Source organism: Nocardioides sp. dk884, from assembly GCF_009557055.1.
Taxonomy (GTDB): Bacteria; Actinomycetota; Actinomycetes; order Propionibacteriales; family Nocardioidaceae; genus Nocardioides.
This window is the reverse complement of sequence record NZ_CP045649.1, coordinates 2,862,942-2,878,141: the sequence shown is the minus strand read 5'-3', so window position 1 is coordinate 2,878,141 and position 15,200 is coordinate 2,862,942. Positions and strand designations below refer to the sequence as shown.

The window sequence follows — 15,200 nt, the reverse complement described above, 5'->3', positions numbered from 1 at the left end:
CGGGCGCGGGTGACGGCGATCGAGCGGACGCGTCGCGCTCAGGCGCGCGACGTGGGTGCCCCCGGGGTCACGACCGCGGGGTGCGGAGGCCGGGGAGGCGGCGCAGCGCGAGCAGTCCGGCACCGCTGAGCAGCAGTGCGAGCCCGAGGCGCAGCGCGACCAGGGCACCCTGGCCGCCGGTGTGGGGCAGGTCGCCGGAGGCCACCACGGCCTCGTCGTCCTCCTCGACCCGGGCCTCGTCCTGGTCCTGGTCATCGCGCTGACCCTGGTCCGGGTCCTGGTCCTGGCCAGGGTCCGGGGTCGGCTCCGGGTCCGGGGTCGGGGTCGGCTCCGGACCCGCCTCCCGCTCGCGGTAGGTGTTGGTGACGGTGACCGCCGCGGTCTCCCCGTCGGTGATCGTGGCGGTGGCGGGCTCGATGCGTACCGGTCCGGCGATGACGGTGTCGGTGGCCCCGTTGGCTGTCTCGGTGACCGTGCAGACGGTGCCGGCGGGGATGTCGGTGACGACTGCCTGCGGGTGGGAGCCCGCCGGGGCGCCGGCCGGGATCGTGTACTCCCTGTCGAAGGCGTCCTCGGGGTCGTCGCAGTCGACGGCGATCACGACCTCGCCCTGCGCGCCGGCGGCGGGCCCGGTGATCCGCTTGGTGACCTGCAGCTGCCCGTAGGCGCGCTCGTACTCGTTGGTGGCCACGACCTCGACGATCGCACCCTCGGCGATCGTGACGGTGTCGGGCTCCAGGGAGGAGGCGGTGAGGTTCACGAGGGCGTTGTCGCCGTTCTCGGTCTCGGTGATCGTGCACTGCGCCCCGGCCGGCAGGCCGGTGAACGACAGGGTCTGGCGGCCCGCACCGGTCCCAGCCGGGATCGTGGCCGTGCGCACGACCGGGTCGCCGCCACCCTGCGGGGTGCAGGTGACCTCGACGACCACGCGGTCCTGGAGCCCGGCCCCGGTGCCGCCGATGGTCTTGATGACGTCGATCCCGCCCTCGGCGTACGGCGTGATGCGCACGCTCGCCACTGCCTCGAGGGTCTTCTCCTGGGCGAGGATCAGCTTCTGCGCGTCGGACCATCCGGGGGTGCTGCCGTCGTAGAGGTAAACGGTGCTTTCGGGGACCCTCACCTGGCGTTGGAGGGCGAATCCCTGGGGCGTGTCCCGGCTGACCGTGCGGACCCACAGCTGTGCGCCGGCCTGCACGGTGTCGCCGTCGACCAGCTGCTGGGTGCCAGCGGCGTCGCTGAACACCTCGACGCCGTCGACCAGCAGCGTCGCGGGTCCGTCGGCGGTGACGGTGAAGGGCCCGACCAGCTCCCCGGTCACGGGCGCCTCGGCCGTGTCGGGGGAGATCGAGAGGTTCGGCGCCGCGGGCTCGGTCGCGGGACCGTTGGCGAGTGCGTCGGCGACGATGGCCGACGTCAGCGCGTGCAGCTCGGGCTCGGCGGCGGGGTCGAGCACCATCCGGTCGGTGAAGTACCAGATCGCGGCCTGCGTGGCGGCGGCCTTGAGGTCGTCGGAGACGCCCGCCGGACGCGGCGCGGTGGGGAAGTAGTTCTCCAGGATGTAGCCGAGGTAGCCGATGTTCGGCACGTTGGCCTCGCTCCAGTCACCGCGCTTGTAGTTGATCCCGGCCCCCGTGCCGGTGAACATGTCGATGCAGTAGGTGAGAGCGTTCTCGCCGTGGCCGTCCTTCGCCAGGATCAGCCCCAGGTAGGAGTCCTGGTGGGGCGTGGATCCCTCCGGGGTTGTCTCCGGGTAGCCGGTGAGCGGGTCGAAGCTGGACGGCGCGACGAAGCTGTCGACGTTGCGAAGTCCTGGCTGGCCGGTGATGGAGACCGTCTGGAGCTCGGTGAAGATCGAGCCGAGGCTGCGTACCTGCCCGCCAGCCGGTGTCGCCCCGGCGGGTGAGGGTACGAGAAATGTGGTGGCGCCCAGCAGGAGCGTGGTGAGCACGACCGCCAGTCGCCGGAGAAGGGTCGGATGCATGAGTCACCTCCGGAAAATGGACGGCGAATCATTTATCACGCGGCCCCACCGGTGTGTCGCCTTGCCCTCCTCAGATCGCGCTGATATGCGACCTAGCCCACGGTGATGGTCTTGGTGTCCTCCGTCGGCCCGTTGCCCTCGGCGCCCCTGACGGGTCGTCGGTGCGCGCGACGAAGGTGTACTCACCCGGCTCCAGGTCGGAGGGGTCGACCTCGACCTCCCACGGCACGTGGCCTCCGGGGTGGACGCCACACCGCTGGCGGTGATGGTGCCAGCGGTGCGGGCGCCCTCGGCCGGGGTCAGGACTTCCTGGTGCGGAGGCCGGCGAGGCGGCGCGCCGCCAGCAGCCCGGCGCCGCTGAGCAGCAGTGCCAGCCCGAGGCGCAGCGCGACCAGGCCGCCCTGCCCGCCGGTGTGGGGCAGGTCGCCGGAGGCCACGTCGGCCTCCTCGTCCTCCTCGACCCGCGCCTCCTCCTGGTCCTGGTCATCGCGCTGACCCGGGTCCGGGTCCGGGTCCGGGTCCTGGTCCTGGCCAGGGTCCGGGGTCGGCTCCGGGTCCGGGACGACCTCCCGCTCGCGGTAGGTGTTGGTGACCGTGACGGCCGCGGTCTCCCCGTCGGTGATCGTGGCGGTGCCCGGCGTGATGCGCACCGGTGCGGCGACGACGGTGTCGGTGGCCCCGTCGGTGGTCTCGGTCACCGTGCAGACGGTGCCGGCAGGGATCTCAGCGACGACCTCCTGCGGGTAGGAGCCCGCCGGGGCGCCGGCCGGGATCGTGTACTCCCGGTCGAAGGCGCCCTCGGGGGACGCGCCCTGCGGGTCGTCGCAGTCGACGGCGATCACGACCTCGTCCTGAGCGCCGGCGGCGGGTCCGGTGATCCGCTTGGTGACCTGCAGCTGCCCGTAGGCGCGCTCGTACTCGTTGCTGGCCTCGACCACGACGGCCGTGCCGGCCACGATCGTGACGGTGTCGGGCGCCAGGGAGGAGGCGGTGAGGTTGACGAACTCGTTGTCGCCGTTCTCGGTCTCGGTGATCGTGCACTGCGCGCCGTCCGGCAGGCCGGTGAACGACAGGATCTGAGTGCCCGCGCCGGTGCCGGCCGGGATCGTGGCCGTGCGCACGACCGGGTCGCCGCCCCCCTGCGGGGTGCAGGAGACCTCGACGACCACGCGGTCCTGGAGCCCGGCCCCGGTGCCGCTGATGGTCTTGGTGACCTCGATCCCGCCCGCGGCGTACGGCGTGATGCGCACGCTCGCCACCGCCTCGAGGGTCGCGTCCTGGGCGAGGATGATCTTCTGCGCGTCCTTCCGGCCGGGGTTGCTGCCGTCGTAGAGGTACACGGTGTTCACGGGGACCGTCACCTGGCGCTGAAGCGAGAATCCCTGGGGCGTGTCCGGGCTGACCGAGCGGACCCACAGCTGTGCGCCGGCCTGCACGGTGTCGCCGTCGGCCAGCTGCTGGGTGCCGGCCGCGTCGCTGAACACCTCGACGCCGTCGACCCGCAGCGTCGCGGGTCCGTCGGCGGTGACGGTGAAGGGTCCGGCCGGGTCCCCGGTCTCGGGCGCCCCTGCCGTGTCAGGGGAGATCGAGAGGTTCGGCGCCGCGGGCTCGGTCGCGGGACCGTGGGCGAGCGCGTCGGCGACGATGGCCGACGTCAGCGCGAAGAACTCGGGCTCGGCCTCCGCGTCGATCACCAGCCGGTCGGTGAAGTACCAGATCGCGGCCTGCACGGCGGCGGCCTTGACGTTGTCGGGTACGTCCGCCGGCCGCGGCGCGGCGGGGTAGTAGTTCTTCAGGAGGTAGGCGATGTAGCCGATGTTCGGCACGTTGGCCTCGGTCCACTCGCCGCGCTCGTAGTTGACCCCGCTGTCGGTGCTGACGACCAGGTCGATGCAGTAGGTGAGGGCGGTGTTGCCGTTCGGGTCCTTGGTCGGGATCGGTCCCAGGTAGGAGGTCTTCTTGGGCTTCGACCCCGGCGGGAGCGTCTCCGGGTAGCCGGTGAGCGGGTCGAAGCTCGCCGGCGCCTGGTGCGCCTGGACGCCGATCACGCCCAGGTCGCCGGTCATGGGGAGGATCTGGAGCTCGGTGAAGATCGAGCCGAGGCCGTCGCGGGCCTGCCCGCCGGATGCCGGTGCGGCCCCGGCGGGCGAGGGCACGAGAAATGTGGTGGCGCCCAGCAGGAGCGTGGTGAGCACGACCGCCAGTCGCCGGAGAAGGGTTGGATGCATGAGTCACCTCCGGAAAATGGACGGCGACTCATCTATCACGCGGCGCGAACGGCGTGGCGCCGTGCCCTCCTGCGGCTCGGCTGTTATAGGACCTAGCCCACGTTGATGGTCTTGGTGTCCTCGGTGGGCCCGTTGCCCTCGGCGCCGCCGGACGGGTCGTCGGTGCGCGCGACGAAGGTGTACTCACCCGGCTCCAGGCCCGACAGGTCGACCTCGACCTCCCACGGGTAGAGCCGGTCCATCCAGCCCTCCGCGGTCGCGAACCCGTCGAGCACGACCTCGTCGCCGCGGCGTACCTCCCACGGGACCGTCGCCTCGAAGGAGGAGGCCACGCCGCTGGCGGTGATGGTGCCGCCGGTGCGGGCGCCCTCCGTCGGCGAGGTGACGTTGACCAGTGCGAGGGTGCTGAGCTGGTCGGCGTTGGTGACCCCGCCGGCGGTGTCGACGCCGAGCAGGGTGGTGGGGGAGCCGTCGAGGACCACCTCGAGGGGGGCGCGTTCCTGCTGCACGCCCTGCAGGGTGTGCACCAGCTGCTGCACGGCGAGCTCCGCGTCCTGCTTCGACATCCCGGACGGCGCGTCGCGCCAGCTCTCGTCGGCGAGCGTGGCCACGAACCGGCCGTCGGCGTACTCGACGCTCGCGAACTCCCCGGCCGGGAACAGCGTGCGGTAGTCGGGGTCGAGTGCGTCACCGGTGGTCACCAGCCGGGCCGCGGCCGCGAGCGCGTCGTCGGCGCTCACCTGGCGGAACTCGCGGTAGAGCCGTGCGCCCTGGGGGGTCTCGCCGACGAAGTACGCCGGGACGGTGGCCTGCTTGCCGGTGCTCTCCGTCGGGGTCGTCGTCGGGCTCGCCGAGGGGTCGGTGGACGCGCTGGGCGACGGTGACGGCGTGCCGCCGCTGGAGCTCTCGACCGACACCGGGTCGGTCGCGGTGGGCTCGTCCTCGCCGCAGCCGGCGAGCACGGCGAGCGTCACGGCGGCCGTGGCGGTGAAGGAGAGAGTGCGGGTCCAGCGGATCGCGTTCATGGTCTCATCCTCCCTGGTCGCTCCGGTGGGGCGGAGCCTCCCCGGACCTGCCGCGTGTCGCCGCGCCCGAGCCCGGGCGCTGTGCGGATGGGACGCGCGTCGGGGCCCTGGGGTTGGCGGCACCGGTTGACAGCCGCTCGGTGGGAGGCGGCAGGATCGAGGGGTGAGCACCCCGGACTGCCTCTTCTGCAAGATCGTTGCCGGTGACGTCCCCGCCGACATCGTCCACGAGACCGAGCACACGCTCGCCTTCCGTGACATCCACCCGCAGGCCCCGACCCACGTGCTGGTCGTGCCCCGTGCGCACCACGCGGACGCCGCCGCGCTCGCGGCCGCTGACCCGGCGCTGGTCGCCGCGCTGGTGAGCGCCGCCGCGCAGGTGGCCGCCGACGCGGGCCACCCCGACGACTACCGCCTGGTGTTCAACACCGGAGCCGGGGCCGGGCAGACGGTCTTCCACACCCACCTGCACGTGCTCGGGGGTCGCCCGCTCACCTGGCCGCCCGGCTGATCGGACCCGTCAGGTCAGCTCGCGCAGCAGCCGCAGCACGTGGAGCAGCACCGGGGTGCCGAACACGGCGAGCATCACCCAGGCGGTGACGCGGTGCAGGCGCTTGGTGGAGTCGAGGCGCCCGGCGAAGTCCAACAGCGCGCCGTCGGGCACCCGGTGGTCCAGGCCCATGCGGCGGGCGTCCTCGGGCAGGTGCTGCCCGGGGAACCAGGCCGGCGGGGTGTCGTCGTCGTGCTCGTCGAGGTAGGCGAGGTCCTCGCCGTCCTCGGGGCGCAGGTCGCGGTCCGGGGGCCCCTCGGGGCGGTCCGGCTCCTCGGGCCAGTCCTCGCGCCCCGTCATGCCACCACGGTACGCCGGGGACCGGCGGCAGGGGGCGCGACAACCCGGTCGAAGATGTCGGGGCGCTCCCGTAGCATGGAGGGCGCTCCAGCACCGTGAAGAAAGGCAGCCCCGCCGGGCATCCATGACTGACTCCCCGCACAGCTCTCGCACGAGCCCCACGTCCGCCGGCGACGAGCCGAGCCGGCCGACGACGCGTCACACGGTGGTCGTGCCCAACAGCATCGACATGGTCACGCTGCTCGGCCCCGGTGATGAGCACCTCGGCATCATCGAGGGTGGCTTCGACGCCGAGTTCCACGTCCGCGGCAACCGGATCACGATGCGCGGCGAGCCCGGGGAGATCGCGCTCGCCGAGCGCCTCCTCGAGGAGCTGGTGACGATCCTGCGCACCGGCCAGGGCGTCTCCTCGGAGACCGTCGAGCGGGTGATCACGATGCTGCGTGCCGAGACCACCGAGCGTCCCGCCGACGTGCTGAGCCTCAACATCTTGTCCAACCGAGGCCGATCGATCCGTCCCAAGACGCTGAACCAGAAGCGCTACGTCGACTCCATCGACAAGCACACGGTCACCTTCGGCATCGGCCCCGCCGGCACCGGCAAGACCTACCTGGCGATGGCCAAGGCCGTGCAGGCCCTCCAGGGCAAGGCCGTGAACCGGATCATCCTGACCCGCCCCGCCGTCGAGGCGGGTGAGCGGCTCGGCTTCCTGCCCGGCACGCTGAGCGAGAAGATCGACCCCTACCTGCGCCCGCTCTACGACGCCCTGCACGACATGATCGACCCCGACACGATCCCCAAGCTGCTCGCTGCCGGGACCATCGAGGTCGCGCCGCTGGCCTACATGCGCGGGCGCACGCTCAACGACTCCTTCATCATCCTCGACGAGGCGCAGAACACCTCCCCGGAGCAGATGAAGATGTTCCTCACCCGGCTCGGCTTCGGCTCCAAGATCGTGGTCACCGGCGACGTCACCCAGGTCGACCTGCCCTCGGGCACCAAGTCCGGTCTGCGGGTGATCCAGGAGATCCTCGACGGCGTCGAGGACATCTCCTTCAACCGCCTCACCAGCCACGACGTCGTCCGCCACCGCCTGGTCGGCAAGATCGTCGCGGCCTACGACGAGTTCGACGCGCGCGGACCCGTCACCGCCCCCCACTCCTCCCACCAGGCACATCAGAAGGGTCGTTCGTGAGCATCGAGGTCCTCGACGAGTCCGGGCACGGACTCGACGTGCAGCACCTGGCCCAGCTCAGCCGGTTCGTGATGGACCGCATGCGCGTCCACCCGTTGGCCGAGCTGTGCATCAAGGCCGTCGACGAGGCCACCATCGCCGAGCTCAACGAGACCTGGATGGAGAAGGAGGGCCCGACCGACGTGCTCGCCTTCCCGATGGACGAGCTGCGCCCCGGCCTGGTCGACGAGGAGCCCGAGGAGGGGGTCCTCGGCGACCTCGTGCTGTGCCCCGACATCGCTGTCAAGCAGGGCGAGGCGGCCGGGCACGGCACCGTGGCCGAGATCGAGCTGCTGACCGTCCACGGGATCTTGCACCTGCTCGGCTACGACCACTACGAGCCCGAGGAGCACAAGGAGATGTTCGGTCTCCAAGACGAGCTCCTCGCGGCGTGGCGGGCCAGGTGACCCGGCGGTGAGCTCCGGCGATATCTGGCTGCTGGTGACAGCAGCGGCACTCGTGGTCCTCGCGGGCCTCTTCTCGGCGGCCGAGGCGGCCATCGCCGGGTTCTCCCATGCCCGCGCCGAGGAGCTCGAGGACGAGCGCCGACCCGGCGCCCGCAGCCTGCGCGTGCTGCTCGACGACCCGGCCCCCGCACTCAACACCGCGCTCTTCCTGCGCCTGCTGTGCGAGATCGCCGCCACCGTGCTGGTCGCGCTGCAGGTCGAGGAGGCGCTCGACGCGGCGTTCTGGGTCAGCACGCTCACCGCGATCGCGATCATGCTGGTCGTCTCGTTCGTGGTGATCGGCGTCGCGCCCCGCACGATGGGTCGCCAGCACCCCGACACCGTGGCGCTGTTCTCCTCCGGTCCGCTCAGCCTGGTCACCCGGGTGCTCGGCCCGCTGCCCAAGCTGCTGATCCTCATCGGCAACGCGCTCACCCCGGGCAAGGGCTTCAGCGAGGGCCCGTTCTCCACGGAGACCGAGCTGCGCGAGCTCGTCGACCTGGCGGAGGCCTCGGCCCTGATCGAGTCCGGCGAGCGCCGGATGATCCACTCCGTCTTCGAGCTCGGCGACACCACCGCGCGCGAGGTGATGGTGCCGCGCAACGACGTGGTCTACCTCGAGCGCCACAAGAACCTGCGCCAGGCGCTCTCGCTGTTCCTGCGCAGCGGGTTCTCCCGCGTCCCGGTCGTCGATGACAACCTCGACGACGTGGTCGGCTTCGCCTATCTCAAGGACGTCGTGCGCCGCGACTTCGAGGCGCCCGACGTCGAGCTGACCCAGCGCATCGAGACGGTGATGCGCCCGGCCCACTTCGTGCCGGAGTCCAAGCCGGTCGACGCACTGCTCTCCGAGATGCAGGCCAACCGCCAGCACGTCGCGATCGTGGTCGACGAGTACGGCGGTACCGCCGGCCTGGTCACGATCGAGGACATCCTCGAGGAGATCGTCGGGGAGATCACCGACGAGTACGACGAGGAGGAGGTCGAGGTCGAGCACCTCGAGGACGGCTCGTTCCGGGTGTCCTCGCGCTACCCGGTCGACGACCTCGACGAGCTCGTCGGCTTCGACGTCGAGGAGGAGGACGTCGACTCCGTCGGCGGCCTGATGGCCAAGCACCTCGGGCTCGTCCCGATCCCCGGCTCGCAGGTCGAGGCGCACGGGCTGCGCTTCCAGGCCGAGGACACGGCGGGGCGGCGCAACAAGATCGGCACCGTCCGCATCAGCGTCGTCGACCAGACCGCCCGCGACGGCGACTCCGCCTACGACGGCCGGCGCGAGTACAGGCACGACACCAGGTCCGACAACCGGCCCGACCACAGGGACCACACCCCGCACGACAAGCAGGAGGCGACGCGTGAGTGAGCTGACCACCGAGGACAAGAAGCTCCTGACCCTGGCCCGGGCGACCCGTGCGCGCACCGGCGCGGCCGAGGGTGCGGCGGTGCGTGACAGCGACGGGCGCACCTACGCCGCCGCCACCGTCGACCTGCCCTCGCTGAAGGTGTCGGCCGTCGGCGTGTGCATCGCGATGGCGGTCGCCTCCGGCTCGCGCGGCCTGGAGGCCGCGGTCGTGCTGAGCGACGCCCCGCAGATCGCGGCGGGCGACCTCGCGGCGCTCGGCGACTTCGCCGGCGCGGGCCTGCCCGTGCACCGCGCGGACGCGCGTGGCCAGGTGCAGGAGACCGCCGCCACGCCGCTGGCTGCCGAGCCCGCCTGAGTCCTGCGGGAGCGCTCGCTCACCAGTGGGACGGGATCCGGTCGGCCAGCTCCTCCGGGGTCAGCGAGGCGAGCGCCCGGCGTACCGAGGTCACGATCGAGGCGGCCACGAAGCCGTCCTGGCGTGACCCGGCGTTGTTCTCCCGGATAGCGGTGGCCAGGCGCTGCACCGCCTCGTCGGCCCGGACCAGGTCCTCCTCGTGGGCCGTGGGGCCCTCCAGCGCGCGCAGCAGGTCGGCCATCGCCTCCAGCGTCTCGCCGGCGTGGGCCATCAGCGAGCCGCCGTCGTCGGCGTCGATGCGCAGCAGGTGGGCGCGGTGCACGATGAGCGAGCTGACGTCCTCCACGAGCAGGGAGAGCTGGTGCAGCGCGCGGGCCTGCTCGTGCTGGCGGTCGGTCACCTCGCGCCAGCGGGCCACGCGCCAGTTGGCGCGGCGCGCGTCGTTGAGCTCGGCCAGCACGCCCTCGAGCTCGCGGATGCGGGGGAGGAGGTCGTGGTGCCGCGCGCGCCACTCCTCGGTGCTGAGCACCTGCTCGCTCATCAGCCCGTCGGCGAGCGCGTCGAGCTGCTCGGCCAGGAGCGCGCGCAGGCGGCTCTCGGCGCTGCTCGTGCGCAGGACCGGCAAGGGTGGGAAGGCGAGGTTCACGGCGACGCCGACCAGCGCGCCGAACGCCGTGAGACCGAGGTACGCCGCGGGGTAGTGCACCGGGTCGCTGCCACCGACCAGCAGCACGAACAGCCCCGAGACCGGCACCCAGCTGCCCAGGTCGTGCAGGAACCGCAGCCCGCCCAGCACGGTGCCGACACCGACGACGACGGCCAGCCCCACCGGGGAGGGCAGGTCGAGCAGGCGCACCCCGAACGCCAGACCCGCTCCCAGCAGGACCGCACACACCGCCCGGGCGGCGTCCCGCGCGGAGTCGGCCACGGTGTTGGTGACCGCCACGACCGCGCCGAGCGGGGCGTACCACGGGTACTCGGCGAGGAACCCGCCGATCTCCCGGACCGCGAGCCAGGCCAGGGCGGCGGCGAGTGCCGTCTTGACCGCGAGCACGGCGCGTGGCCGCTCGGCGAGCCATCTGCGCCACGGCGAGATGGTGCTCAGCTGCGGCGCCGGGGGGAGGGAGGGGGCACGGAACATCTGGGTCCGGTCTCCGACCCGTCGGGCCCTCATGCGCCGTGGTGGCGGACCCCACGGGCCCGTGCTCGCGCGCGGTTGGGTCGCTGAGGGTGTCGACGGGTCGTCCCCGGGCCGCTACCGTGCGGTGGATGGTGCGTGCGAGCGCGTGGCAGCAGCACGAGCAGGCCGTCGGGCGCCTGCGGCGCTCCTACGCCGCCGTGCCGGCGGGTCAACCGGTGCGCCTGGCCAAGACGACGTCCAACCTCTTCCGTCCCCGGGCCGTCGCCCAGGCGCCGGGGCTCGACGTGTCCGGGCTGACCGGGGTGCTCGCGGTCGACCCGCAGACCCGCACCGCCGAGGTGCAGGGGATGTGCACCTACGAGCACCTCGTCGAGACGACGCTGCCGCACGGGCTGGCGCCGCTGGTGGTCCCGCAGCTGCGCACGATCACCCTCGGTGGCGCCGTGAGCGGGCTGGGCATCGAGTCCACGAGCTTCCGCAACGGCCTGCCGCACGAGTCGGTGCTGGAGATGGACGTCTTCACCGGCTCCGGCGTGGTGGTCACGACCCGGCCGGGGGAGGAGCTCTTCGACACCTTCCCCAACAGCTACGGGTCGCTGGGCTATGCCACCCGGCTGCGGATCGCGCTGGAGCCGGTCGGGCCCTTCGTCGACCTGCGCCACGTGCGCTTCGAGGACGCCGGGTCGCTCGCGAAGAGCGTCGAGTCGATCATCGCCACGCGTGAGCACGACGGCATCCGCGTCGACGGCCTCGACGGCGTCGCCTTCAGCCCGAGCGAGCTCTACCTCACCCTCGCCACCTGGCGTGCGGAGCCGGGGGAGACCAGCGACTACACCGGCTCGCAGATCTACTACCGCAGCATCCGTGAGCGCCGCACCGACCTGCTGACCATCCACGACTACCTGTGGCGCTGGGACACCGACTGGTTCTGGTGCTCGGGTGCCTTCGGCGTGCAGCACCCCGTCGTACGCCGGCTGTGGCCACGGCGCTGGCGCCGCTCGGAGGTCTACCACCGGTTGGTGGGTCTGGACCACCGTTTCGGGGTCGTCGACCGTCTCGACCGGCGCGCGGGCCGGCCGCTGCGCGAGCGTGTGGTCCAAGACGTCGAGGTGCCGCTCGACCGGCTCGCGGAGTTCCTCGACTGGTTCGACCGCGAGGTCGGGATGCGCCCGGTGTGGCTGTGCCCGCTGGTGGCGCACAGCGCCTGGCCCACCTACCCGCTCGTGCCCGGCCTGCCCTACGTCAACGTCGGGTTCTGGGGCACGGTCCCGGTCGGTCCCGACGCCGTGGACGCGCCGCTGAACCGGGCCATCGAGGCCCGCGTCCACGAGCTCGGCGGTCACAAGTCGCTCTACTCCGACTCCTACTACGACCGCGAGACCTTCGACCGGCTCTACGCCGGGCCCCAGCTGGCCTCCGTCAAGGACCGCCACGACCCCGATCACCGGCTCACGGACCTCTACGACAAGGCGGTGCAGAAGAGATGACGCTTCTCTCCCGACCGACGATCTCCATCGGGGACGCGCTCAGCACGCTCGTGCGCGGTGACCTGCCCGTGCGCTTCGAGGCCTACGACGGCAGCGGCGCGGGCCCGGCCGACGCGGACATCCGCCTGGAGCTGCTGACCGAGCGCGGCCTGCGCTACCTGCTCACCGCGCCCGGCGATCTCGGGATGGCGCGCGCCTACGTGGCGGGCGACCTCGCGCTGCACGGCGTCCACCCCGGCGACCCCTACGCGGCACTCGCCCGGCTGCGCACCGGGCTGCAGCTGCGTCCCCCCGCACCGGCGGAGGTGGTGCACCTGCTGCGCCGGCTCGGCGTGGTGCCGCTGGTGCCGCCGGCCCCACCCCCACAGGAGCACCTGCCGCGCTGGCGCCGCACGGTGGAGGGCCTGCGCCACTCGCTGGGCCGCGACGCGGAGGCGATCCAGCACCACTACGACGTCTCCAACGTCTTCTACCGCCATGTCCTGGGGCCGTCGATGACCTACACCTGCGCGGTCTACCCGGACCAGACGGCCACCCTCGAGCAGGCGCAGGAGAACAAGTACGACCTCGTCGCCCGCAAGCTCGACCTGCGCCCCGGCCAGCGGTTGCTCGACCTCGGCTGCGGCTGGGGCGGCATGGTGCTCCACGCGGCCCGTGAGCACGGTGTGCGCGCGCTCGGCGTCACCTTGTCGAGAGCCCAGGCCGAGTGGGCGCAGGAGCGGATCCGCGAGGAGGGCCTCGAGGGGCTCGCGGAGGTGCGGCACCTGGACTACCGGCTGGTCACCGAGCGCGACTTCGACGCGATCTCCTCGATCGGGCTCACCGAGCACATCGGGGTGCGCAACTACCCGGCGTACTTCGGCTGGGTCAGGGACCGGCTGCGCCCGGGCGGGCGGCTGCTCAACCACTGCATCACCCGCCAGGACAACTCCGGCCGGGCCACGGCCGGGGCCTTCATCGACCGCTACGTCTTCCCCGACGGCGAGCTCGCGGGCTCCGGCACCATCGTCGCCGCGGTCGAGGACGCCGGGTTGGAGGTGCAGCACCACGAGAACTTCCGGGCCCACTACGCGCGCACCCTCGCGGCCTGGTGCGCCAACCTGGTCGAGCACTGGGAGGAGTGCGTCGCCGAGGTCGGCGTCGGGACCGCCCGGGTCTGGGGGCTCTACATGGCCGGCAGCCGGCTGGCCTTCGAGCGCAACGAGATCCAGCTGCACCACGTGCTCGCGACCCACACCGACGACCGGGGGGGCAGCGGGTACCCGCTCCGGCACACGTTCTGAGAGTCGGCACCGGTAACCTCGGGGGGTGAGCACCCGAGCCCAGCAGTACACCGCGGAGGTCGTCGCCCGCGAGCAGCTCTCGGAGCACCTCGTGCGGCTCGTCCTCGGCGGTCCCGGTCTCGCCGGCTTCGCCTCCACCGCCATCCCCGACGAGTGGGTGGGCCTGATCATCCCCGGGCAGTTCCAGAGCCGCTACTACACCGTGCGCTCCTTCGACGGCGCCCAGCTCGTCCTCGACGTCGTGGTCCACGACGTCGGCCTGGTCACCGAGTGGGCACGCCGCACCGGCCCCGGCGAGGTGGTCGGCGAGCAGGTCACCGTCACCGAGGCCAAGGGCTCCTTCGCGATGCCCGCGGGCGCGGAGTGGCTGTTGCTCGTGGGCGACCTGACCGCGATGCCCGCGATGGCCCGCATCGCCGAGAGCGTCGAGGTCCCGACCCGGATCTGGGCCGAGGTGCCGGCCGGCGCTCCGGCCGAGCTCGCCGACTATCTGCCCGCCGGCCCCGAGGTGACCTGGCTCGAGCAGCCCGGCGACGGGCAGAGCGCGCTCGCCGAGGTCGTCGAGGGCATCGACTGGCCCGCGGGCGAGGGCTACTTCTGGATGGCGGGGGAGTCCGCGCAGATGCGCGCGATCCGCAAGCACCTGATGCGTGAGCGGCAGCTGCCGAGCACGGCGTACGACGTGATGGGCTACTGGCGCGGCGTGGCACGCCGACAACCGCGCGCCGTCGACCCCGGGCCCGTGTGGCGGGCCGGCCGGGCGGCGGGCAAGAACGAACAGCAGATCTGGGCCGACTACGACGCCCAGCAGGACGCGGCCGACCGGGACCTCCCGACGGACGCCCAGCAGGAGGCCCCCCGATGACCGAGCAGGCGCACCGCAGTGGATTCGCGTCGTTCGTGGGCCGGCCCAATGCCGGCAAGTCCACGCTCACCAACGCCCTGGTCGGGGCGAAGGTCGTGATCACCAGCTCCAAGCCGCAGACCACCCGCACGGTCGTGCGCGGCATCGTGCACCGCCCGCACGCCCAGCTCGTGCTGGTCGACACCCCCGGCCTGCACCGCCCGCGCACGCTGCTGGGCGAGCGCCTCAACGATCTGGTGAAGACCACCCTGGCCGAGGTCGACGTGGTCGCGGCCTGCTTCCCCGCCAACGAGAAGATCGGTCCCGGCGACCGGTTCATCGTCAACGAGATGGCGAAGGTCAAGCGCACCAAGAAGGTCGCGATCGCGACCAAGACCGACCTGGCCACCCCCGAGCAGATCGGCCAGCACCTGCTGGACATCGCCGCGCTCGGCCGCGAGGTCGGGGTGGAGTGGGCCGAGGTCGTGCCGGTCTCGGCGAGCGCCGGCAACCAGGTCGACCTGCTGGCGGACCTGCTCATCCAGCTGCTGCCCGAGGGCCCGCAGCTCTACCCGGACGGCGACCTGAGCGACGCCCCGGAGGAGATCCTGGTCGCGGAGCTGATCCGCGAGGCCGCTCTCGAGGACGTCCGCGACGAGCTGCCGCACTCCATCGCCGTGGTCGTCGAGGAGATGCGGCTGCGCGAGGACCGTCCCGAGGACCGTCCGCTGCTCGACATCCACGCCAACGTCTACGTCGAGCGTGACTCCCAGAAGGGGATCATCATCGGTCACAAGGGGGCCCGCCTGCGCAAGATCGGGACCGACTCCCGGCGCCAGATCGAGGCGCTGCTGGGCACCCCGGTCTACCTCGACCTCCACGTCAAGATCGCCAAGGACTGGCAGCGCGACCCGCGCCAGCTGCGCAAGCTCGGCTTCTGAGCGGCGCCGGTACGCCGCGTGC

The 15,200-nt window shown here is 72.4% G+C and carries 14 protein-coding genes; 9 read left to right on the top strand and 5 right to left on the bottom strand.

Features of this window, described 5'->3' with window-relative positions:
* Window positions 1-67 precede the first annotated feature (67 nt).
* From GFH29_RS13860 to GFH29_RS13850, 3 genes are all read right to left on the bottom strand, one after another.
* Complete coding sequence (locus tag GFH29_RS13860; protein WP_153324415.1) at window positions 68-1,981, bottom strand: thioester domain-containing protein; 1,914 nt, start codon at window positions 1,979-1,981, stop codon at window positions 68-70.
* Between the two features lie 299 nt (window positions 1,982-2,280).
* The gene (locus GFH29_RS20475) at window positions 2,281-4,209 is read right to left on the bottom strand and encodes a thioester domain-containing protein (RefSeq protein WP_194288949.1); all 1,929 of its coding nucleotides are present in this window, start codon (window positions 4,207-4,209) and stop codon (window positions 2,281-2,283) included.
* A gap of 92 nt (window positions 4,210-4,301) precedes the next feature.
* Window positions 4,302-5,234 (bottom strand): Gmad2 immunoglobulin-like domain-containing protein, encoded by a 933-nt coding sequence (locus GFH29_RS13850; protein WP_153324414.1) that lies wholly within the window; start codon window positions 5,232-5,234, stop codon window positions 4,302-4,304.
* A gap of 163 nt (window positions 5,235-5,397) precedes the next feature.
* Between GFH29_RS13850 and GFH29_RS13845 the strand changes: the two genes are divergently transcribed.
* Window positions 5,398-5,745: an HIT domain-containing protein gene (locus GFH29_RS13845; protein ID WP_153324413.1), complete on the top strand. Its 348-nt coding sequence runs from the start codon at window positions 5,398-5,400 to the stop codon at window positions 5,743-5,745.
* Window positions 5,746-5,754: 9 nt separating this feature from the next.
* Here the strand turns inward: GFH29_RS13845 and GFH29_RS13840 are convergent, their stop codons facing one another.
* Window positions 5,755-6,084 (bottom strand): hypothetical protein, encoded by a 330-nt coding sequence (locus GFH29_RS13840; protein WP_153324412.1) that lies wholly within the window; start codon window positions 6,082-6,084, stop codon window positions 5,755-5,757.
* 124 nt (window positions 6,085-6,208) lie between these two features.
* Between GFH29_RS13840 and GFH29_RS13835 the strand changes: the two genes are divergently transcribed.
* From GFH29_RS13835 to GFH29_RS13820, 4 genes are read left to right on the top strand one after another with little or no spacing between them, the layout of a single operon-like run.
* Complete coding sequence (locus GFH29_RS13835; RefSeq protein WP_153324411.1) at window positions 6,209-7,279, top strand: PhoH family protein; 1,071 nt, start codon at window positions 6,209-6,211, stop codon at window positions 7,277-7,279.
* Complete coding sequence (ybeY, locus tag GFH29_RS13830; protein ID WP_153324410.1) at window positions 7,276-7,725, top strand: rRNA maturation RNase YbeY; 450 nt, start codon at window positions 7,276-7,278, stop codon at window positions 7,723-7,725. The genes GFH29_RS13835 and ybeY overlap by 4 nt, the downstream gene beginning before the upstream one ends.
* A gap of 7 nt (window positions 7,726-7,732) precedes the next feature.
* Window positions 7,733-9,127, top strand: coding sequence for a hemolysin family protein (locus tag GFH29_RS13825; RefSeq protein WP_153324409.1), 1,395 nt, complete (start codon window positions 7,733-7,735; stop codon window positions 9,125-9,127).
* Window positions 9,120-9,482: a cytidine deaminase gene (locus GFH29_RS13820; protein ID WP_153324408.1), complete on the top strand. Its 363-nt coding sequence runs from the start codon at window positions 9,120-9,122 to the stop codon at window positions 9,480-9,482. Before GFH29_RS13825 ends, GFH29_RS13820 begins: the two co-directional genes overlap by 8 nt.
* 19 nt (window positions 9,483-9,501) lie before the next feature.
* Here GFH29_RS13820 and GFH29_RS13815 read toward each other — a convergent pair whose 3' ends face one another.
* Window positions 9,502-10,623, bottom strand: a complete 1,122-nt coding sequence (locus GFH29_RS13815) for a hypothetical protein (protein ID WP_194288948.1) — start codon at window positions 10,621-10,623, stop codon at window positions 9,502-9,504.
* Between the two features lie 128 nt (window positions 10,624-10,751).
* On the opposite strand from GFH29_RS13815, the gene GFH29_RS13810 reads away from it, so the two are divergent.
* Genes GFH29_RS13810 through era form a run of 4 tightly spaced genes read left to right on the top strand, consistent with a single transcriptional unit; the run spans window position 10,752 to window position 15,178 of the window.
* Window positions 10,752-12,110 carry an FAD-binding oxidoreductase gene (locus tag GFH29_RS13810; RefSeq protein ID WP_153324406.1) on the top strand — a complete coding sequence of 453 codons (1,359 nt, stop codon included), beginning with the start codon at window positions 10,752-10,754 and terminating at the stop codon, window positions 12,108-12,110.
* The gene (locus tag GFH29_RS13805) at window positions 12,107-13,393 is read left to right on the top strand and encodes an SAM-dependent methyltransferase (RefSeq protein WP_153324405.1); all 1,287 of its coding nucleotides are present in this window, start codon (window positions 12,107-12,109) and stop codon (window positions 13,391-13,393) included. Before GFH29_RS13810 ends, GFH29_RS13805 begins: the two co-directional genes overlap by 4 nt.
* Before the next feature lie 25 nt (window positions 13,394-13,418).
* Window positions 13,419-14,258 (top strand): siderophore-interacting protein, encoded by an 840-nt coding sequence (locus tag GFH29_RS13800; protein WP_153324404.1) that lies wholly within the window; start codon window positions 13,419-13,421, stop codon window positions 14,256-14,258.
* Window positions 14,255-15,178, top strand: coding sequence for a GTPase Era (gene era / locus GFH29_RS13795; protein ID WP_153324403.1), 924 nt, complete (start codon window positions 14,255-14,257; stop codon window positions 15,176-15,178). Before GFH29_RS13800 ends, era begins: the two co-directional genes overlap by 4 nt.
* Window positions 15,179-15,200 lie beyond the last annotated feature (22 nt).